Below are 20,841 nucleotides of genomic sequence, written 5' to 3'. Positions count from 1 at the left end.
GGCAGGGGTGGTTCCGTGCCCCGCTCTGCTTCAAAACCTATCGAATAGACGCCCGGGCAGGGCATCGTGACGCGGCAGGTTCAGGGCCTTCATCAAGCCAAACATCATTGCCTGATTGGACGTGACGACCGGTTTGTCCAAAGTGGCCTCGATACGGGCTATCGCCTCGACCGAACGCATATCGGTACAGCTCAGGACAATCGCCTGCGCGTCGGGATGATCGGCCTGACAAGCCAGATCGAAGACCTCGTCAGGGGTCAGTTCGCCCTGACCATAGTTGCCCAACTCGCGGCCCACATCGGCGCATCTGACGGTTTCAATTCCATTTAGGGCCATGAAATCGATGGCCTGAACATTGATCTCACCCAGATAGGGGGATGAGAAACCGACACGTGTTGCGCCGATTGCCTTGATCCCCTCAATCAGAGCGCCCGCCGCAGTCAGGGAAATCGCGCCCGAGCCCGCTTTGATCTGATCCGCCAGATCCATGTCAAACGCGGGGCCGTGGGTCAGAGTGGCCGAGGTACAACCATACAGCACTACATCCGGACGCACGCCTGAGATCATTCGCAGGTCATGGCTGATATCCGAGGCCCCCAGACCCGCCATTTGATCCGAGCCGGGAATCTCGTCCACGTCATAGCCGCCCATGCGCTGGAAATGGATCGTTGTGTTCGGAGGACGCAGCAGCTCCATATCCGGTTCAAGGTTAGTGTTGGTGAAGGGCACAAGGACACCGATTTTGGCGGCGGTTCGTGTTTCTGTCATCTCAACACTCCTTTCAGGGCGGTCAGGCAGCGATCCATGATTGGATCTTGGCAGATCGTGGCTCTCAGGCAGTCGATCAGGCCGTAGCCACCCATGCCGCGCATCAACAGGTTATCCGCGCGCAGGGCTGCATCTGCGCGTTGCGCGTCGTCGGCAGAAGCAAAGCGCAATAGCACGAAATTGGTATGGCTTTCAGGAACCCCCAGACCCAAAGCCCGACAGTCTTGGGCAAACCGGTCTCTGATCTCGGCGGTCCGGGAAACCACATCCTTCATGTGGGGCTGATCGCGCATCGCGGCAGATGCTGCGGCTTGGGCAGCGATGGAGATATTGTTTGGATTAAGCAGCTTGCGCAACTCACTTGCGATTTCAGCCGGAAAGTAACCCCAACCCACGCGCGCACCGGCAAGACCGTAAGCCTTAGAGAAGGTGCGCAGGACTACCGTGTCGCCCCGATCAGCAAGCGCGAAAATCTCGGCTGGGTTATGGGTTTGGTCAGAAAATTCGGCATAGGCCTGATCCACGACCAGCATCACATCTGCGGGCAGTCCGTCCCGCAGTCGCCGGATGTCCGAGTTCGGGATCAACGTGCCGGTGGGATTGCCGGGATTGCAGACAAAGACGATCCGCGTCTCTGGAGTAACCGCGTCAAGAATATCGTCAATCGAAACGGTCAGGTCGACTTCGCGCGCCTTGACGTAATCCGCCTGCACCTGGGCCGATGCCGAGGCGACGAAAGCGTAGCCATAGTCAGTACCCAGTACCCGGTCACCCGGTCCGGCATAGGCGCGGATCAGACAGCCGATCAGCTCCATCGAGCCCGCGCCGCAAAGGATTCTCGCGGCGTCCAGCCCATGCACTTGGGCGATCGCCGCGCGCAGGTCGGGCCAATCAGGGTCGGGATACAGCGGCAGTTCGCCCATAGCGGCCTTTCCCGCCGCAATGGCTGCAGGGCTTGCCGGAAACGCGCTTTCGTTTTGCGCCAGCGAGATCGTGTTGTGGTCGCCAAGATCAGCCAGTGCATAGGCCGCCATCGCACCGACGTGGGGAACAGGGCGGATCATGAGACATCTCCGTAGAATTTCGCACCTGCGTTACTGATCAGCCCACGTTTGAGGTCCAGCGCAACAGCATTGGGATCACGCTCGGCCGGGTCGCCAAAGCCGCCGCCGCCGGGAGTTTCAAAGATAAGGTAGTCACCCGGTTCGACGCGCAGTTCACCTTTGCCGGGAATGTCGCTTTCACCGTCGCGGAAGCGAATGCGCCCGGGTGCGCCGGGCTGTCCGCCCATACGACCAAGAGCGGGGAACTTCAGGCGTTCGACCGACAGGAACACGAGGAAGGGGGCATCATTGGCCGAGGTCATCTCGATCCGTTGACCCAGCCCGCCGCGATACTTGCCTGCACCGCCGGAATCGGGACGCAGCTCGCGCCGCCAGATGGTGACCGGGGCCACGCTTTCGGTGATCTCGACCTGTGATCCAAACACGCCGGAAGGGTAGGCAGTGGCCGACAGGCCGTCCGCATGTGGTCGCGCGCCGGTGCCGCCGTTGTGGACGGGTTCAACGGCAAACTCACGTCCGCCGTCACGGGCCACTTCGGGCGCGTGGCGCATTGGCAAATCGAACATGCAGGACGCGCCTTCGGCCGGAACCTCGTCAGGCAGGGCCTGATGCAGGCATCCCAAAACCAGATCGGGTGTCACTTGTCCCAATGTATGCCGCATCGCCACCGGTACAGGGCGCTGCGCGTTCAGAATGCAGCCTTTTGGACCATCGACGGTAAAGGGCTCTAGTGAGCCGGCATTGTTGGGGATGTCCGAACCAACGATGCAACGCAGGGCAAAGACGGTGTAAGCCGTGGCATAGTTGAGCGGTACGTTGATACCCTTACGCGAACAGCCCGAGGTTCCGGTGAAATCCACATGCATGCCCTGTTTGCTGACAGTCAGGGTCGCATGCAGCTCCAGCTCGTTCTCATAACCGTCCATCTTCAGCATGTTCTTGTAGATGCCTTCCGGCACCTCGGCGATGGCCTCGAGCGTGCCGCGGCGGGACGTGTCGATAATGTAACTGCCCAACGCATCCAGATCGTCGATGTCGAATTCTTCCATCATATCCAGCAGGCGGGTCACTCCGGCCTCGCAGCAGGCGATCAGAGCGTAGATATCACCCTCATTCGCAATCGGTTCGCGGCTGTTGGCGCGGACGATATCCAGCAGCAGGGCGTTGGGCACACCTTCGTCGACCAGTTTGCAGGGAGGGATCAGCAGGCCCTCGTCGTAGATATCCGAGCCTTCAGGGCCCATGCCCAGTCCTCCAAGGTCCACCAGATGCGAGGTGCACGAGGTAAAGCCGATGACCTTGCCGTTTTTGAACGCTGGCATCATCAGCAGGAAATCGTTTAGGTGCCCCGAAGCTAGCCAAGGGTCGTTAGTCATGTAGATATCGCCGGGCTTCATTGTCTGAACAGGGAACTGGTCGCGCAGGTGCATCACGGCTTCGGCCATCGTGTTGATATGGCCGGGCGTGCCGGTGACCGCTTGCGCCAGCATCCGGCCAGAGGCGTCGAAGATCCCGGCTGAGATATCACCGCATTCGCGCACAATGGGCGAAAACGCTGCCCGGATAAGGGTTTGGCCTTGCTCTTCGACCACCGCAAGAAGGCGGTTCCACATCACTTGTAGGCGGGCGGCAGATATGTCGGCGGTCATTATGCGCCTCCTTTCTGGTCTTGGATCAGGACAAGGTTTCCAATGGCATCAACATGTGCCGAGAAATCGGCCGAAACCAAAGTGGTGGTCTGCGGTTCTGTGATCAACGCCGGTCCGCGGACGCGGTCGCCCGGCTTCAGGGTATCGCGTGGTACAAAACCGGCCTGTTTTTGGTGGCCATCCACGTCACATATGATCGGGCGGGTCTGGCCGGGGGTGATCGTAGTTAGGGGTGGCGTTTCCGGTAACTCAGGCACATCTGTATCCGGAGTTGCAACACGTACTGCCCAGTTCAGGATCTCGATCTGCATCCCCGGCACGGGGCGCGAGAACTGCTTGCGGTATTCCGCCTCGAACGCGGCGATCAGCGGTGGGATATCCTCTGCCGTCAGGTCGCGATCGGGCAGGGCGATTTCGATCTCATGACCTTGGCCGTTGTAGCGCATGAAGGCTGTGCGTTGTGTTTCAGTTGGCGCGTCACCGGCGCCTTGGGCTACGACGTCGCTGGCCTCGGCGATCATGTCGGCAAACAGGGCGTTGATCCCGTCCAGGTCCAACGTTTCCAGCAGGGAATAGCGGGACCGGACAATTTCAAAGCTGACCGAAGCGAACAGGAAGCCAACCGCAGATCCGACGCCCGGGTTGGGCGGGATCACGATGCGGCTGACCCCGGCGGATCGGGCCACTCGGCTGGCATGCAACGGGCCGTTGCCGCCGAACGCGATCATCGTGCGTGGCCCAAGGTCCTTGCCAGATTCCACCGCATGCATCCGGCCCGCGCTGGCCATGCTTTCATCGACGATCCGGCTGACGCCGTCTGCTGCGCCGATAGCATCCGTGTTCAACCTTGTGCCGATGACTCTGGCCAGCGCTACTTTGGACGCTTGGGGGTCGATCTGGATAAACCCTTCGGCGAAGGTGTCGGGTACGATATAGCCCAAGGTGATGTCGCTGTCGGTTACTGTTGGTTCGGTGCCGCCCCGGCCAAAAGCCACGGGGCCGGGTTCTGACCCGGCGGATTTGGGTCCGACGGTCAGCCGCCCCAGCCGGTCCACCCCGGCGATTGAGCCTCCGCCCGCGCCAATTTCGATCATCTCGATCACGGGAATACGCACCGGCATTCCCGAACCTTTGATGAACCGTGCCGCGCGGGCAATTTCGAACTGACGCGAGGTTTGGGGGCGCGCGTCGTCGATCAGGCAGAGTTTGGCAGTGGTCCCGCCAACGTCGAAAGACAACACATTGTCGATACCCGCCCGTGCAGCGATGCGCGCGGCCAGAACAGCGCCACCGGCGGGGCCGCTTTCGACCAAACGGATCGGAAAGCGCGAGGCGGTCTGTACAGTGCACATACCGCCACCCGCTGTCATCATTAGGATCGGACAGCCGACGCCCGCGGCCTGGAACTGCGCCACAAACCGCGCCAGGTAAGTCTCCATCAGTGGCTGGATATAAGCGTTGGCGACCGTTGTGCACAGCCGGTCAAATTCCCGCGCTTCCGGGCTAACGTCCGAGGAGATCGATATGGTCAGTTTGGGGCGGTTTTTAGTCAGCACGTCGCGCAGTCTGCGTTCATGCGAAGGGTTGGCATAGGCGTGCATCAGGCAGATCGCAACCGCATCGACCCCAGTGGCGTCCAGATCGGCCAACAGCGCGTCTATAGCATCGTCTTCCAGCGGGATCAGCACATTGCCATCTGCGGCCATTCGTTCCCGGATGGTCAGCGCCCGTTCGCGCGGCACCAGCAAATCGGGCTTTTCAAGGTTGATGTCGTATTGAGCGTAGCGCCGTTCATAGGCGATTTCGAGGATATCGCGGAACCCTTCCGTCGTTACGGTCGCCACTGTGGCTCCGCGTCGTTCGATCAGTGCATTTGTCGCCAATGTCGTGCCATGGATAAACCCGGTCACCTCGCTCAGCGCGCGACCTGATTGGTCCATGACGCGCCGGGCACCTTCCATCGCGCCATCGGCGGGGTTCTGGTGGGTCGTAAGTGTCTTGGTAGAGGCCAGAATGGTCTCATTACCGGAAACGAGAACCGTATCGGTGAAGGTGCCGCCAATATCGATGGCCAGGCGCAAGGGTTGCGATGTCATGAAACTGTCCGAATTGTCCGTAGTCTAAGCAGAGGGCAAAGGGCGCACGGCCCCTGCGGTCACATGCTGACGACGAGGTCACAACCGGTTGCGCGACGATCCAAACGAATGGGCGAGCTGTTTTTGTTCATTCTGCCAGTATCACCGGCGGTATCTGACGACTCAAGTTGGTTTGCGACTTACTGGCCTATAAGCGACAAAAAACTGAGGTGGTCAGTCAGGGCTTTTGGCCACGCGGCCCGTGGATCACGACGCTTTGGCAGCGCGTTTTGCCGCCGAAGTTTCGGTCAGAACACCATCCATGATCAACGCTTTCAGGCTGGACCGGATCTCACTTTCGGGGAATTTCCCGATGCTCCAATGCCGCAGGGACCACACGTTGCACAGGAAATACAAGTAGTTGGCCATCAATTCCGTATTCATCGGGCGGAACACGTTTTGCTCAACGCCTTTGTCCAGGATCGCTTTCCAGCGCCCCATGAACTCACGTTCCATGTCGAAAACCCGAGCTCGGTTTTCCGCGGACATAGAACGTGTCTCCGAGTAGACGAGGTTTATGTAGCGGCGGTTTTCACCAACGTAATCGATATACCGGTCCACAGCTTTCTCAAGGTTCTGATCTGCGGGTCCGGTGAACAGTTCTCCGGTATCGAAAAAGTCGATGATGTCCTGCATGCACATTGTGGTGATCAGGTGCAAAATGTCGTCCTTGTCCTTGATGTACTTGTACATCAGGGGAACAGACAGGCCGGATGCTTTGGCGATCTCGCGCATTGAGGCGTTACCGAACCCGTGCTTTGCGATAACGGTGCAGGCCCCTTCGAAGATTTGCCGCCGCCGTTCTTCGGCTGTGTCGGACAAGGGGCGTTCGGTTTTTTCGACCTGTGTCGTTTTCGTTGAGTCCGCCATTTCGGTATCAACAGAGAAGGTACAGGTCACTTCCATCAACGTCGCGGTGTCGCCCGGTTTGGCTCCGGCCTGAACGATTGAAACCCGGTACGAGGTCAGCGGCGAATCCTCGGGTGACATTCGGACAGCCTGCGCCTCGATCTGACCTTTTCCGGGGGCTGCCAGATTCGTGGCAGATGTGTTGATCAAAACCGGATGCGGCGTGTCCCCGAGGCGTTTGAGTTCGTCCCGCGCCGCATCAATCGCCAAGGCAAGGCAGACACCATCAAGTTGCGATTTCTGAATAAATTCATCGACTTGTGCTGCGGAATACAAAAACACCCGGCCTGCCCCTTGCTTCTTTGCGTTACGGTAAAATGTTGAAATCTCAGTGTCTTGTCCAGTTGGAAATCGTCGCAGCCATGTCGCGACGCAGGGAAACATATTTCTGGGCTTGACGTTTTCCGTGCTCGCATGAGAATGTTAGTGAACGTTCAATAACACACCGGAGGATGCCTGCATGAAGTTCAAGATTCTCGCCATTCCATTCGCGCGCCAGCATGGCGAGGACACCCAGCTTGCCGGGCGTGATCCTGCGCGGTTCAACAAGATGATGCATAAGCTGCGTGATCAGATGGTTCTGGCCGAAGAGCTTGGGTATGACGGGTTCTGCCTGACCGAACACCACATGCAGGTCGAAGGGGTGGAATGCACCACCAACCCGTTGTTCTGGAACATGTACATCGCCCAGCACACCAAGAACTTCAAAGTCGGTCAGCTGGGGATGAACCTGACCGCGATGAATCCGATCAAAACCGCGGAAGACATCGCCATGCTGGACCACATGACCGGCGGCCGTGTCTTTGCGGGCTTCTCGCGCGGGAATACACCGCGCTGGACGGCGACCATGGGTCAGCATCTGGACATCACCTCGGCCGAGTCCGACAAGTCCGAAGCCGACCAGCGCAACCGCCGCGCACTGTATGAAAACTGGCGCCTGATCAAATCGCTTTGGACCAATGACCTGACCGAGCATCAGGGAGAGTTCTGGAACTTCCCGTCGAATGTCGAGTGGGAGTTCAACCCCACAAAACTTTGGGGCGGTGAGAACCCGGTTGACGAAAACAAGATCCTGCGGAAGTCGGGCATCGTTCCGCGCCCGCTGCAGAAACCCCACCCGAAAGTGTATGCGCCGTTCTCGTATTCTATGGAAACCGCCAAGTTCTGGTCCTCGGAAGGTGCCAAGATGGTTTCTTTCGTAACAGCCGACAAAGAAGAATTCATGCCGGTTATCCTGGAGAACTGCCTGCATGCCGCTCATGAAAACGGGCTGACGCATACCACCAACAATGACGTTCTGGCTCTAGGCGCTCATCTGATGATGGGTAAGACACCGGCGAAAACCAAGCAGTACCGCGAGATGTTCGACAAGCTGTGGTTCTCGGCCTACGACGCCCCGCCGTACCACGTTCCGTTGGGTCGTGTCTGGGATGGTTCACGTCAGCAGGTGCTGGATCAGGTCGGCGAATTGGCCGAACGCTATCAGATCGACGAATTCTTTGTCTGGCACCACGTGAATTACTTTGGCGACGAGATCGAGCAGGAAGCGCTGATCGAATTTGCCGAAGGCGTCATCAAACCTCTCAACGGGTAAGGGAATAGATCATGTTCGACCTGCACGAGGTCCATCGGCTGTCGCCCATCGAAGACATCATCGCGGACTGCGCGCAGGGCCGCATGGTCATTCTCGTCGATGACGAAAACCGCGAAAACGAGGGGGATTTAGTGATCCCTGCCGCTTGCGCGGATGCTGCTGCCGTAAACTTCATGGCTCGGTTCGGTCGCGGATTGATCTGCATGGCGATTACCCAGGAACGGGCTGCGCAGTTCGACCTTGGGCCGATGGCAGCGTTGAACACCGATCCCCATCACACTGCGTTCACCATCTCGGTGGATGCGAAAGAGGGCACCACCACTGGCATCTCGGCCAGCGACCGGGCAAGGACCATTGCCCTTTTGGCATCTGGCACGGCGTCTTCTGCAGACCTCGTTTCGCCCGGTCACCTTTTTCCGCTGGTTGCCAAGCCAGATGGCGTGCTCGAACGCGAGGGCCATACCGAAGCCGCAGTCGATCTGGCTCGTCTGTCGGGGCAGGGCGATGGCGGTGTGATCTGCGAGATCATGAATGATGATGGTGAATTGGCACGCTTGCCGGATCTGTTGGAATTTGGTGCCCGCCACGGCCTTAAGGTCGGCACGATCGAAGACCTCAAACGCCACCGCCAGGCCTTGCTTGCCAGCAAAGCAGCCTGACCCAGACATAAATTGCGTCTCAAGACACTTACGACCGAGGACACTCAATGACCGCATTCGCCGATATCGAAGCCCTGATGCAGGCCTATATCGAAAACCTGCATGATGGTGACATCAGCAAGGTAGACCAGATGTTCCTGCCGGAATGTGACCTGACCTGCGCCAATGAGGACGGCAGCTACATCCACATGACGCTGGACAAGTACAAAGAAGTCATTGGCGGTCGCGAAAGCCCCAAATCCAAGGGTTATCCGGTTTATGGCCACACGATCTTGATCGACCAGTCAGGTCCCAACACGGCCATGGTCAAGATCGACTGCGCCGTGCAGCCGCGCTATTTCGTCGATTACCTCTCATTGGTCCGCACCGGGGCCGGCTGGCGGATTGCCGCCAAGGTCTATTACGTCCAACGGACCGAAGCCTGATCCCTTTCTACCTATCAACGGTGCGCGCATGACGGCCCCCTATTCGCAACTCTCGGCGCTTGCCATGGTGCAGGCCTATGCCCGGCTGGAATTGTCTCCGGTCGAGGTCACGCAGGCTGCGCTGGACAGGATTGACGCGGTCAACCCGCAGATCAACGCGATCTACTATACAGACGCCGAGCGCGCGCTTGAGGCCGCAAAGGCGTCAGAACAACGCTGGCACGACAATGCGCCGATGGGCCCACTAGACGGTGTGCCAACCACGGCGAAGGACGCCTTGGATTGTATCGGCATGCCTGCCTATCGCGGTTCGGCGGCCGGGTCTGCGTCGATCAGCACCACCGATCATCCGACAGTTGCGCGGATGCGCGAGGCCGGATCCGTCATCCTCGGCAAGAACACGATGTGCGATTACGGGATTCTTGCCGGGGGAGTCAGTTCGAAACACGGCGTGACCCGCAACCCTTGGGATTTGTTGCGTACAACCGGCGCGTCGTCTTCGGGCGCGTCAGCAAGTGTTGCGGCCGGGATCGAGCCGGTCTCGATCGGGACCGACATCGTTGGCTCTATCCGTTTGCCCGCCTCATATTGCGGGTTGGCGGGTCTGAAGCCCAGCCAGGGCCGTGTGCCTTACTACGTCTGCAACAGTCCTGCGATCACTGCAGGCCCTTTGGCGCGGAACTTCAGCGATGTTGCGCTGCATATGAACGTGCTGACCGGTGAGGACGTCCGCGATTTCGCTGCCTTGGCCCGGGACGACGTGAACTACGTATCCCGCCTGAGGCGTTCTGATTTTGACAGGCTGTCAGTTCTGGTCATTCCCGAACTTGGGCTGGGTGAACCCGTCACCACAGACGTTCGCAATGCGGTGAACAAGGTTGCGCAGGTGCTGCGGGACCTGGGCGTCCAAGTGACATCTATGGATACGGCTCCGTTCAGTCGCTCCGACTGGGAACTGGCTGAGGCGTTTTACAAAATTCGCACCTTGTCCGAGTTGATGCGCCAACCGGATGCCGAGCAGGACAAAACGCCGTTTATCCGCGACTGGACCGCAGATGGGCGCAGTTTGTCCGCCGTCGAGCATCAGCGCAATTTCGACCACACCCAAGCTCTGCGTGAACGCGCGCTGGCTTTGATCGACGGGTATGACTTCATCCTGCTGCCATCGACACCTGACACGGCCTTTGCTGCAGAATTGCCGGGATCGAACCCGGCCAAGCCGTTTGAAAGCTGGGCGAATACGTTCCTGTTCAACCTGACGGAACAACCCGCATCCAGCATCCCGACCGGGCTGGACCGCAATGGTCTGCCAATCGGCGTTCAATTGGTCGGGAAACGTTTCGATGATCTGGGCGTATTGCAGATGTCGTGGCGGGTTGAACAGGAAATCGGAGAAATGTCGCCTGCACCGTTGTGACCCCACAAACGTGCACAGCAGAAGAATTTGGGAGGCAAAATGAGCGTAGAAACAAAAACAATCCCCGGGCAAATCATGACGATGCCGCTGACCGTGACCAGCATTTTCCGTCATGGCATGCGCGCGCACCCCGAGGCGCAGATCGTCTGGCGCAACTCGGACATGACAATTGATCGTTACAGCTTTGCCGACATGGGGCGGCGGACCCAGCAACTGGCCCATGCGCTGACCGAGCTGGGCGTCGGGCCTGGCGATCGTGTTGCAACGCTGGCCTGGAACAACAATCGGCACTTGGAGCTCTATTACGCTTTGGCGTGCATTGGTGCGATTTGTCACACGATTAACCCGCGCCTGCACCCGGACCAAATCGCATTTATCGTTAACGACGCCGAAGACACGCATATGTTCTTCGACACGACTTTTGCACCGCTGATCGATGCAGTGTCTGGTCGTTGCCCGACTGTCAAAGGGTGGTACAGCCTGACCGGACAGGATCAGGTGCCGCAAATGAAGACGCCGGTCAGTGACTACGAAAGTCTGATAGAAGGTAAGCCGGACGTCTATGATTGGCCTGAGTTGGACGAAAACGCCGCAATGGCTCTGTGTTACACCTCTGGCACCACCGGCAATCCAAAGGGCGTTCTGTATTCCCACCGCGGAACAGTTTTGCACGCGATGGGCGTTTCGGGCGGCGAATGGTTGGCCCTGACCGCGCGCGAGGCGGTGCTGCCTGTGGTTCCGATGTTCCACGCCTGCGCGTGGGGTCTGCCCTATGCCTGCATCATGAATGGTTCCAAATTGGTTCTGCCCGGACCGGGCATGGATCCCGCACCATTGCAGGAGTTGATGGACAACGAAGAGGTTAGCATGATCTCGGGCGTGCCAACGGTTTGGTTGGGCCTTTATGAATACCTCGACCAGCGTGGCGAACGGTTGAAAACCGTCAAGCGTGCCATGATGGGCGGTTCGGCCGCACCGCTGTCATTGATCGAAAAGATCGAGAAAGGTCACGAGACCGAAGTTGTTCACGGCTGGGGCATGACCGAATTGTCACCGGTCGGCTCGCTGGCGATGCTCAAATGGGGCGAGGACAAGCTGCCAATTGATGAGCAGTTGCAGATTAAGACCAAACAGGGCCGGGCGTTGTATGGCGTCGAGATGCGCATCGTGAATGATGAAGGCGATTTGCTGCCTCACGATGGAATAGCGTCGGGCATGTTGCAGGTGCGCGGCCATTGGGTGGCCAGCAGCTATTGGGGCGGGGCCGGTGCCGATGCGTTCACCGAGGACGGCTGGTTCTCGACCGGGGATGTCGCCGCAATTGATCCAAAGGGCTATCTGCGTCTGACAGACCGAACCAAAGATGTCGTTAAGTCGGGGGGCGAATGGATTTCGTCGATCGATCTGGAAAACATCGCGATGAGCCATCCGGACGTTCTTGAGGCTGCCTGTATCGCCGCCAAGCACCGTAAATGGGACGAGCGCCCGCTGATCGTTGCCGTCAAGCGCGAGGGATCGGATGTCAGTCGCGAAGATATTCTGGCTCTGTACAACGGCCAGATTGCCAAATGGTGGACGCCCGATGACGTGGTGTTCCAAGCCGAGCTTCCACACACCGCAACCGGCAAAGTCTCAAAGCTGCATCTGCGTGAGCAATACGCCGACTACAAGCTGCCCTCCGACAACTAACTCACCTTTCAAGGATCATAATCATGCGTTCTGCCGTCATCGTCTCGACCGCTCGTACCGCCATTGGCAAAGCTTTCCGCGGTGCCTTCAACGACACACATCCCGCTGTTTACGGCGGTCATGCCGTAGCCGAAGCGGTCAAGCGCGCTGGGGTTGATCCTGCCGAGATTGAGGATGTGATCATCGGCAATGCCGTCCCCGAAGGTGCAAATGGCGGCAACCTTGGCCGTCAGGTCGCCATGCGCGCGGGTCTGCCGGTGACGGCGTCCGGCCAGACGATCAACCGGTTCTGTTCCTCGGGTCTTGAGGCCCTGACCCGCGCCTGTTCGCGCGTGATGGTGGATGGTTGTGACGTTGTCGTTGGGGGAGGTGCGGAAAGCATCTCTTTGGTGATGGGCCGTGACAACACGTACCGGCTGAAAGAGGATTGGATCGAACAGAATGTCCGCGGCTTCTACGATCCGATGATCAAAACCGCTGATACGGTAGCAGAACGGTACGGCATCAGCCGCGAGGCGCAGGACGCATTCGCGTTGCAATCCCAACAACGCACCGCCGTCGCTCAGGCTGCAGGAAAATTCGATGATGAGATCGTTCCGATCACTGTCACGAAGGCCAACAAGAACAAAGAAACCGGTGAGATCACCTACGAAGAGGTCACGCTGACCCAAGACGAATGCAACCGGCCTTCCACCACGCTGGAAAGTCTGGCTGGTCTTGCTCCGGTCATGGGTGAGGACAAGTGGATCACCGCCGGAAACGCCTCGCAATTGTCCGACGGTGGATCAGCGCAGGTGGTGATGGAAGAGAAGCTGGCAGAAAAGCGCGGGCTAGAGCCTCTGGGCCGTTATGTCGGCTATGTCGTCGCCGGGTGTGAGCCCGACGAGATGGGCATCGGCCCGGTCTTTGCCGTCCCGAAGCTGCTGGAACGCAATGGGCTGAAAATGGACGATATCGGCCTGTGGGAGTTGAACGAGGCATTCGCGTCGCAGGCGCTTTACTGCCGCGACAAGCTGGGCATCCCGGACGAAATTCTGAACGTCGATGGTGGCGCGATTTCGGTGGGTCACCCCTATGGCATGTCTGGTACCCGCATGGTCGGCCACGCGTTGATCGAGGGTAAGAAACGCGGTGCCAAATACATCGTTGCCACCATGTGCATCGGCGGCGGCATGGGCGCGGCTGGCCTGTTCGAGGTGCTGTAAATGACTGCAATCAATAAAGTTGCCGTCATCGGCTCGGGCGTGATGGGGGCAGGCATCGCCGCCCATTTCGCCAATGCAGGCGCCGAGGTTGTTCTGCTGGACATCGTTCCCCAGGATGCCGAAGACCGCACGATGCTGGCCAAGGGTGCCATCGCACGCATGACCAAGGGTCGCGCGCCGCAGCTGGCCGATCCGGCTTATGCCGACCGCCTGACGGCAGGCAATCTTGAGGATGATCTGGGCCAGCTGCGCGATTGCGATTGGGTGGTTGAGGTCGTTTTGGAAGACCTTGCCATCAAGCACACGCTCTATGCCAAAATCACGCCCTACCTGCGCGATGACGCCTTGCTCAGCTCGAATACGTCGACAATTCCCCTGGCGGATCTGGTCAGCCCGATGGATGAGAGTCTGCGCAAGCGGTTCGTCATCGTGCACTTCTTTAACCCGCCGCGCTACATGCGACTGATCGAGCTTGTGACCGGACCCGATACCGATCCGGCCGCGGCCGAGCGCGCGCGTGCCTTCAGCGATGAGCGTTTGGGCAAGACCGTTGTACCGTGCAACGACCGTCCCGGATTTATCGCCAACCGTCTGGGCGGGCTGTGGATGAACGCCGCCGCGCGCGAGGCTGTGGCGCGTGGTATCACGGTGGAAGAGGCTGACACAGTGCTGGCCCGTCCCTTCGGCGTGCCCGGCACAGGTGTGTTTGCGCTGATGGATCTGATCGGGATCGACCTGATGGGCAAATCGCGCCTGTCGATGCGCAACCTGCTTGAGGTGGACGACCCGCAGCAGACCCATACCGAAGGGTTGGACCTTTTCGACAAGATGGCGACCAAGGGATTGGCCGGTCGTAAAGCTGGTGCCGGTTTCTATCGCCGGTCCAAGGATGAAAATGGCAAGCCCAAGGCCGAGGCGATTGATCTGGCCACGCTTGACTATCGCCTGCAGGTTAAGGGACCTGAACTGGCTAAGACATTTGGCGCTGATTTCCTCGATCAAACGGGGGACCGGCTGGCCGATTATGCCTGGGCCGTCATGGGCCCGACGTTGTCTTACGCGGCCTGGTGCGTTCCTGAAATCACTGCCAACCCGGCGGATATCGATGCCGCTATGGAGCTGGGCTATAACTGGCGAATGGGCCCGTTCAAGCTGATTGACAGGATTGGTGCGGACAGGATTGTTGCACGTCTGAAGTCCGAAGGGCAGGATGTGCCGCCCTTGCTAGCGCTGGCAGCCGAACGTGGTGGAATTTACTCTGGCGCAGGTCTGGCGCGGAAAGTGCTGCTGCCGTTCGGCGAAAAGGCGGACGTGCCGCGCGGCCCGGGTGTGATTTTTGCCTCGGACTTGACGGGTGGCCCGGTCTTTGCAACCGACTCTGTCGCGCTGCGGGACATGGGTGATGGCGTTGCTTTGCTTACCATTACTGCGCCAAATGCGGCGCTGGACGACCTGGTGATGACCGGCGTCAGCCAGGCGTTGGACGTCGTGGGCCGAGACTTCAAGGCGATGGTCATTGGCTCGGACGGAAATCACTTCTCGGTTGGTGCAAACCTGAAAAAGGCGCTGGATCGTGCCGATGCGGGCGAGTTGGACCTGGTCGAAGGGCAACTTGCCATCGTTCAGGCGACGATGCGCAAGATCAAATACGCGTCGTTCCCGGTTGTGTCGGCTGCGTGCGGGCTGGCCCTTGGGGGTGGTTGCGAAATCCTGATGCATTCGGATCGGGTCATGGCCGCGTTGGAAAGCAATATCGGCTTGGTTGAGGCCAATGTTGGCCTGCTGCCAGCTTGGGGCGGAACGACTGCTTTGTTGTTGCGGAAGACGGCCGAGTTGGGAGATCCAACCCAGGGTGCCGTCGCAGCGTTTGACGTGATCTCGGCGGCGCTGATGACCAGCTCTGCGCCGCTGGCGCAGCATGCTGGCTATTTGCGACGGGCAGATGGCTTGGTCATGAACCGCGATCGTTTGTTGGCCGAAGCAAAGGCGGCTGCTCTGGCTTTGGCGGATGGCTATCAGGCACCTGCCAAGGCCGAGATTGCGCTGGACGCGGCCGCGATCAACGCCGCACTGGAACCCAAACTCAAGGCCTTGGCAGAGGCGATGGCAGATGCTCCGTACACGGTCGAGATTGCACGCGAGACGGCGCAGGTTCTGGCCGGGGGCGAAGGCGGCGTTCTGGACGAAGAAGCGCTGCACAGGCTTGAGGCCGAAGGCATGATGCGTCTGATCCGACAGGACAAGACAATCGAGCGGATGCGCCACACCATGACCACCGGGAAGCCACTGAAAAACTGAGGGACATTGACATGGATTATCAGCTCCCTCAGCGGGATATAACATTTTTGCTGGACGAGGTTCTTGACCTCGACAAGACCCTCGCTCTTCCAGGGTACGAGCATTGCGACAAGGACACGTTCTTTGCTGTGGTCGATGCCATCAACGGCTTCGTGCGGGACAACCTGGCCACCTGCAACGAGGCGGGCGATAGCCCCGGCGCGCGGCTTGAGGACGGTCAGGTTTATGCCGCCCCCGGCTTTGGCGAGGCTTACAAGGTGTTTTGCGAAGACGGGTGGAACGCGCTGGCATTGGAGGAAGAATATGGCGGTCAACAACTGCCATTTGTCCTGCATGCGGCGCTGCGTGAGGGCATGGCGGGCACCAACCTGGCCTTTGCCCTGATCCACGAGTTGAATTTCGGTGTTGTCGAGGCGTTGATGGCCTATGGTTCGGACGAACAGAAGGCCGTCTATTGCCCGCAGCTGACATCCGGGAATTGGGCCGGGACCATGAACCTGACCGAGCCGCATTGCGGCACCGATCTGGGTTTGATCCGTACCAAGGCTGTCCGCAATGAGGACGGGTCTTATGCTATCACCGGCAACAAGATCTTCATCACCTGGGGCGATCACGACATGTCGGAGAATGTCGCCCACTTGATCCTGGCTCGGGTCGAAGGTGCACAGCCGGGACCACGCGGTTTGTCGCTGTTTTTAGCTCCGAAATATATGCTGGACGCCGATAACAACACGACCGACGAACGCAACACGATCACCATCGCCGGGATCGAGAACAAGATGGGTATCCATGGATCGCCCACCTGCGCAATCTCGTTCGAGGACACCAAAGCCTGGATCGTTGGTGAAGAGGGTAAAGGCCTGGCCGCGATGTTCGTGATGATGAACGCGGCGCGCCTTTCCGTTGGACTGCAGGGATTGGGCGTGGCCGAAGCGGCAGTTCAGACCGCGACGTCTTATGCCCACGAACGCCTTCAGGGCCGCGCGGACGGGGAACCCTTGAATCCGACTGGCCCGGCTGATCCGCTGATTGCCCATGCGGACGTACGCCGTCGTTTTTTGACTGCGCAAGGTGAAATGGATGCTGGACGTGCGCTGGCCTATTTCGGTGCAGGTTTGTTGGACGTGGCCCATCGCGCCGAGACCCCTGAGAAGTGCAAGGAAGCAGATGCGCGCCTGTCGCTGCTGACTCCGGTGATAAAATCCTATCTGTCCGAAATGGGGTCACGCATGGCGAATGAGGCCGTTCAGATGCACGGCGGCCACGGGTTCATCAAGGATTACGGGGTCGAGCAATTGGTCCGCGATGTCCGGATCACCGAGATTTATGAAGGCACAAGTGCCGTTCAGGCGCGCGATCTGGTGATGCGCAAAGTGCGCGGCGACAATGGGGCCGTCATCAAAGGGTTCATCGCCGATATGCTGGACGAGGCGGGCCGTTTGGACGCGGACCTTGCTGACGTCGAGCAGAACCTGCGTGATGCGGCAACCCGTCTTGGGCGCTCGACCGACTGGGTTCTGGGAACAGCTCAGGGCGATGTCCTGTCTGGCGCATGCGACTATCTGGAGATCGTGGCGCTGAGCCTTTCGGCATGGATGTCCGCCCGGATTGCGCGGGTTGCCAAGGCAGCCACCGGTGCGCAATCGCCTGATTACTACGCTGACCGCGTAGATGCGGCGCGCGCCTTTATGGCGCGGGCCTTGCCGCGGGCCGTAAGTCACGAACTGATTATGCAAGCCGGTGAACCCGGTGTTGTATCTCGGGCTGATCGCTGTCTGTAACTCCTCCTCCTTCTACACAGACAGCGGCACGGAAGGGCGTCCCGGAAACCGGGCGCCCTTTTTGCATTCTTTGACTCAAATCAAATTTCAGGGCCAAGCGAGTTGTTAAGATAAGTGAACGATAACTCACCTAAGGCAAACAGATGAAAACTCATATCCTTGTCCAGCCCTATATGCGGTCAAAAGGCGAAGACGTTACGCTGCCGGGGTCTGACCCGGATCGCTACGATACGCTGTTGCAGCGGACAACAGAGCAGATGCAGTTCGCGGATGAAAACGGATATGCGGGCTTCTGCATGACCGAACACCACTTTCAGGTCGAAGGTATTGAAACAACCACCAACCCGCTGTTGTGGAACATGCATATCGCAGCCAATACCAAGAACCTGATGGTTGGTCAGGTGGGTATGGCGCTGACGGCGCACCACCCGATGCGGCTGGCCGAGGATATGGCGATGATTGACCATATGTCCGGCGGCCGTTTGTTCTGTGGGTTTGTCCGGGGGAACACGCCCCGCTGGCGCAGCATCTGGACATCACGACAACCCAATCCGACCGGTCGAAAGAAGACGCCCGAAACCGCCGTTTGATGGAGGAAAGCTGGGCCGTGGTCAAAAAGGCCTGGACCAACGAAACTTTCAGTCATCATGGCGAGTTCTGGAATATTCCGGCGGATAACATCACCTGGCCCTTCCCGCCGACCGCAAAATATGGCGGCGAAGGCGCGGTGGATGAAAACGGCACACTGCGCAAGATGGGCATCGTGCCGCGTCCGCGTAGACGGACCGACGGCCGCGATTTCCCGCCGCTGTATGTACCGTTTTCGTGGTCAATGGAAACGGCGAAGTTCTGGGCCAAGGAAGGTGCGAAACTGGTGTCGTTCGTCTCGAAGGACGAGTTCATGGACATGACCATGCCCATCTACCTTGAGGAAGCCCATCACCACGGTCACACCGATCTGACCGTTGGCAACACTCTGGTGCTTGGCGGGCACCTGACCATTGGCTCGACCGAGGCGCAAGCCGAACAGCACTATCGCGATTTCGAAGAGCTATTCAATTTCGCGTATAACGCGCCGCCATATCACGTACCGATGGGTCGCGTCTGGAAGGGTACCGTTAATCAGGCCATCGATCAGGTGGGTGCCTTGAAAGAGAAGTACAACACCGAGGAGTTCGTGGTTTGGCACCACGTTGGTTACTTCACGCAGGAAGAAGAACTTGAGATGTTGGACAACTACGCCAAGGTTATCAAGGCATTCTCGTGACCGAGTCCGGAGATAGGGGCCTTGGCCCCTATCTCATTTTTTAGCAAAATTGGTCGCTGCGTTGAACTGAGAATGCCAGTTCCGGGTTCGATCGGATCACGCTCCATTCCGGCGCACGCGTGAAACCCGGTGTCCTGAGTGCCAGGGAAAGCATGGCGTCCTCTTCGGAATATAGAAGGTTCAGTTCCAGCAGGCGCTGAACCGCATCGCGAACGGCGTCCTGTCCAAAGGCAGGTGCCAACCGGTCCCCCAACTGGGTGCGACCCACAATAGTCGGCGTTTGGTCAAGAACTGCGATTTCAGCCGACGAAAGTTGGTGTTTGAGAGGCTGATCCGGGTCGCGCGTATCCACCACGACATCACCATCCAAATACAGTTCCGCAGTGCCCGCATCGTTTTGCCAGATCGACAATGCATCTAGCGTGGGCGCGGCGCGATCTTGGGCCGCCGATTGATCCCCATCCACGATGTCAAAGTGATAGGCGTACTGCGCAAGATCCTCGTTCGGCACGTCGAAGATATAGCCATACGGTTTTGCCGGGCGAACCTGAATGCCATAGGCCTCGGGGTAGTCGAAATAGGGGCTGAATCGATCTGCCCGTACCGGTCCAATCGATCCCGGAGGTTGTAGGTGGTGCAGGTGCGGGATCAGTGTCGCCATCCGATTGAAACCTTCAGGTTCTTCGCCGGGGAAACCATAGAGAAAACACCATTCGACGAACACGCCAGCCTCAGCACATAGTTTCAGGGTTTGAATGTTCTGGATGCCGGAAACGCCCTTGCGCATGTGGGCAAGCGTTTTGGTGTCGAAGGTCTCGATCCCGGGTTGAACCTTGCGGACGCCCCCATTGGCCAGTGACGCAATCACCGCAGGTGACAGGTTGGATTTGACCTCATAATGCATCAGGAACGGGCGTTCGTCCTGGGCCAGTTTGGGGATCAACGTTCTGAGGTACCGGTGGTCCAGAATGTTGTCGACGACGACCAGATCAGGGCCGTAAAGATCCGCCAGTTCGCTGAATTCGGCAAAGGCACGCTCGGCCGATTTGCTGCGATAGGTCATCGACTGGCCGTTCAGGCCGCAGAAAGTGCAGTGATGCTTGGCCCCCCACCAACACCCGCGCGAGGTTTCGATTGTCGGCGAAGGCTGGAACAGGTCCGGTAACCCGGGGGTGTTGTGAAACCGGTCGAAAAACGAGGAAAAGTCTGGCACCGGCAACGCGTCCAGATCAGTAACCAGGGGCGCCTTCGCATCCTCAAGAGATCGGGAGTTGTGTGTTTGGGTCAAGATGCCAGACGTTTCGGGCAAGGCATCGCGGGATTGCAACTTGCTCAGAAACTCAGGAAACGCTTCGTCCCCTTCGCCGATACAAACGGCGTCCAGTTCGGGATGTGCCTGCAGCAGGGTCTGTCCCAGCGGTCCCTCGCAATTTGCGCCGCCCATCACGATCACCACATCGTCCGACCTGTGCCGTATGGCTTTGGCGATGGCCAATGACGACATAACCTGCTGGAAAGATGACGTAATACCCACGACGGTGGGATTGTCCCGCAGAATGTCGTCAGCGCAGCGGTCAACGAATTCCTTGGCCGCTTTTCGGGCGGAAATAGCGTCTTGCATGACGGTCAGCCATTCCACGCCTGACACGTGGTCCGCCAGAACAGTGGTCAGGTATTCGAATGCAACAGCTTCCTCACGTGGGTAGATAAGGTCACTGAAAACCCACTCGCCCAAAAGGGCCTGATAGAACCTGCCGTCGGACAGCAGCGAATACCTGTCCAGCCCGATCACTTCGGCAAAGTCAAAGCTAAAGAATTTTTCGGTCGTCGTCGCGCCCGCCCGTCGGGCCAGCTGCGCCAGCAAAGCCAACCCCAACCCCGGATGCTGTAGCGAGGAAAACGGCATAGATACCAGGCACAGGCGGTGATGGTCCGCGCCTGGGGTCTTGGGCTGGCTTAACGCCGCTTCGCTCATTTCGCG

16 protein-coding genes are annotated in these 20,841 nt (G+C 58.9%); 10 read left to right on the top strand and 6 right to left on the bottom strand.

All coding sequences use genetic code 11. The annotated features are described in order from the left end of the window. Positions 1-30: 30 nt before the first annotated feature. From ACR0MV_RS07665 to ACR0MV_RS07645, 5 genes are all read right to left on the bottom strand, one after another. Positions 31-768, bottom strand: a complete 738-nt coding sequence (locus ACR0MV_RS07665) for a maleate cis-trans isomerase family protein (RefSeq protein ID WP_480701639.1) — start codon at positions 766-768, stop codon at positions 31-33. Then, positions 765-1,832, bottom strand: a complete 1,068-nt coding sequence (locus ACR0MV_RS07660) for a pyridoxal phosphate-dependent aminotransferase (RefSeq protein WP_480701638.1) — start codon at positions 1,830-1,832, stop codon at positions 765-767. Before ACR0MV_RS07660 ends, ACR0MV_RS07665 begins: the two co-directional genes overlap by 4 nt. After that, positions 1,829-3,481: a hydantoinase B/oxoprolinase family protein gene (locus tag ACR0MV_RS07655; protein WP_480701637.1), complete on the bottom strand. Its 1,653-nt coding sequence runs from the start codon at positions 3,479-3,481 to the stop codon at positions 1,829-1,831. Before ACR0MV_RS07655 ends, ACR0MV_RS07660 begins: the two co-directional genes overlap by 4 nt. After that, positions 3,481-5,577: a hydantoinase/oxoprolinase family protein gene (locus tag ACR0MV_RS07650; protein ID WP_480701636.1), complete on the bottom strand. Its 2,097-nt coding sequence runs from the start codon at positions 5,575-5,577 to the stop codon at positions 3,481-3,483. The genes ACR0MV_RS07655 and ACR0MV_RS07650 overlap by 1 nt, the downstream gene beginning before the upstream one ends. A gap of 246 nt (positions 5,578-5,823) precedes the next feature. Beyond that, the gene (locus tag ACR0MV_RS07645; protein ID WP_480701635.1) at positions 5,824-6,807 is read right to left on the bottom strand and encodes a TetR/AcrR family transcriptional regulator; all 984 of its coding nucleotides are present in this window, start codon (positions 6,805-6,807) and stop codon (positions 5,824-5,826) included. Between the two features lie 178 nt (positions 6,808-6,985). Between ACR0MV_RS07645 and ACR0MV_RS07640 the strand changes: the two genes are divergently transcribed. From ACR0MV_RS07640 to ACR0MV_RS07595, 10 genes are all read left to right on the top strand, one after another. Continuing rightward, complete coding sequence (locus tag ACR0MV_RS07640) at positions 6,986-8,119, top strand: LLM class flavin-dependent oxidoreductase (protein ID WP_480701634.1); 1,134 nt, start codon at positions 6,986-6,988, stop codon at positions 8,117-8,119. An 11-nt stretch (positions 8,120-8,130) separates the two neighbouring features. Further along, entirely contained in the window at positions 8,131-8,778 is a 648-nt protein-coding gene (gene ribB, locus ACR0MV_RS07635) for a 3,4-dihydroxy-2-butanone-4-phosphate synthase (protein ID WP_480701633.1), read from the top strand. 47 nt (positions 8,779-8,825) lie between these two features. After that, positions 8,826-9,203, top strand: coding sequence for a nuclear transport factor 2 family protein (locus ACR0MV_RS07630; protein ID WP_480701632.1), 378 nt, complete (start codon positions 8,826-8,828; stop codon positions 9,201-9,203). A gap of 28 nt (positions 9,204-9,231) precedes the next feature. Then, entirely contained in the window at positions 9,232-10,620 is a 1,389-nt protein-coding gene (locus ACR0MV_RS07625; RefSeq protein ID WP_480701631.1) for an amidase family protein, read from the top strand. Between the two features lie 39 nt (positions 10,621-10,659). After that, the gene (locus tag ACR0MV_RS07620; protein ID WP_480701630.1) at positions 10,660-12,309 is read left to right on the top strand and encodes a long-chain-fatty-acid--CoA ligase; all 1,650 of its coding nucleotides are present in this window, start codon (positions 10,660-10,662) and stop codon (positions 12,307-12,309) included. Between the two features lie 23 nt (positions 12,310-12,332). Further along, positions 12,333-13,514 carry an acetyl-CoA C-acyltransferase gene (locus ACR0MV_RS07615; protein ID WP_170423758.1) on the top strand — a complete coding sequence of 394 codons (1,182 nt, stop codon included), beginning with the start codon at positions 12,333-12,335 and terminating at the stop codon, positions 13,512-13,514. Continuing rightward, positions 13,515-15,812: a 3-hydroxyacyl-CoA dehydrogenase/enoyl-CoA hydratase family protein gene (locus tag ACR0MV_RS07610; protein ID WP_480701629.1), complete on the top strand. Its 2,298-nt coding sequence runs from the start codon at positions 13,515-13,517 to the stop codon at positions 15,810-15,812. Between the two features lie 11 nt (positions 15,813-15,823). Continuing rightward, positions 15,824-17,593, top strand: coding sequence for an acyl-CoA dehydrogenase family protein (locus tag ACR0MV_RS07605; protein WP_480701628.1), 1,770 nt, complete (start codon positions 15,824-15,826; stop codon positions 17,591-17,593). Positions 17,594-17,736: 143 nt separating this feature from the next. Further along, positions 17,737-18,183, top strand: coding sequence for an LLM class flavin-dependent oxidoreductase (locus ACR0MV_RS07600; RefSeq protein ID WP_480701627.1), 447 nt, complete (start codon positions 17,737-17,739; stop codon positions 18,181-18,183). Positions 18,184-18,200: 17 nt separating this feature from the next. Beyond that, the gene (locus ACR0MV_RS07595; protein WP_480701626.1) at positions 18,201-18,860 is read left to right on the top strand and encodes a hypothetical protein; all 660 of its coding nucleotides are present in this window, start codon (positions 18,201-18,203) and stop codon (positions 18,858-18,860) included. A 40-nt stretch (positions 18,861-18,900) separates the two neighbouring features. Here the strand turns inward: ACR0MV_RS07595 and ACR0MV_RS07590 are convergent, their stop codons facing one another. Then, positions 18,901-20,835, bottom strand: a complete 1,935-nt coding sequence (locus ACR0MV_RS07590; RefSeq protein WP_480701625.1) for a RiPP maturation radical SAM C-methyltransferase — start codon at positions 20,833-20,835, stop codon at positions 18,901-18,903. Positions 20,836-20,841: the final 6 nt, after the last annotated feature.

The organism is Ruegeria sp. BC3, from assembly GCF_056539265.1.
This window is presented reverse-complemented; position numbering and strand designations above follow the sequence as displayed.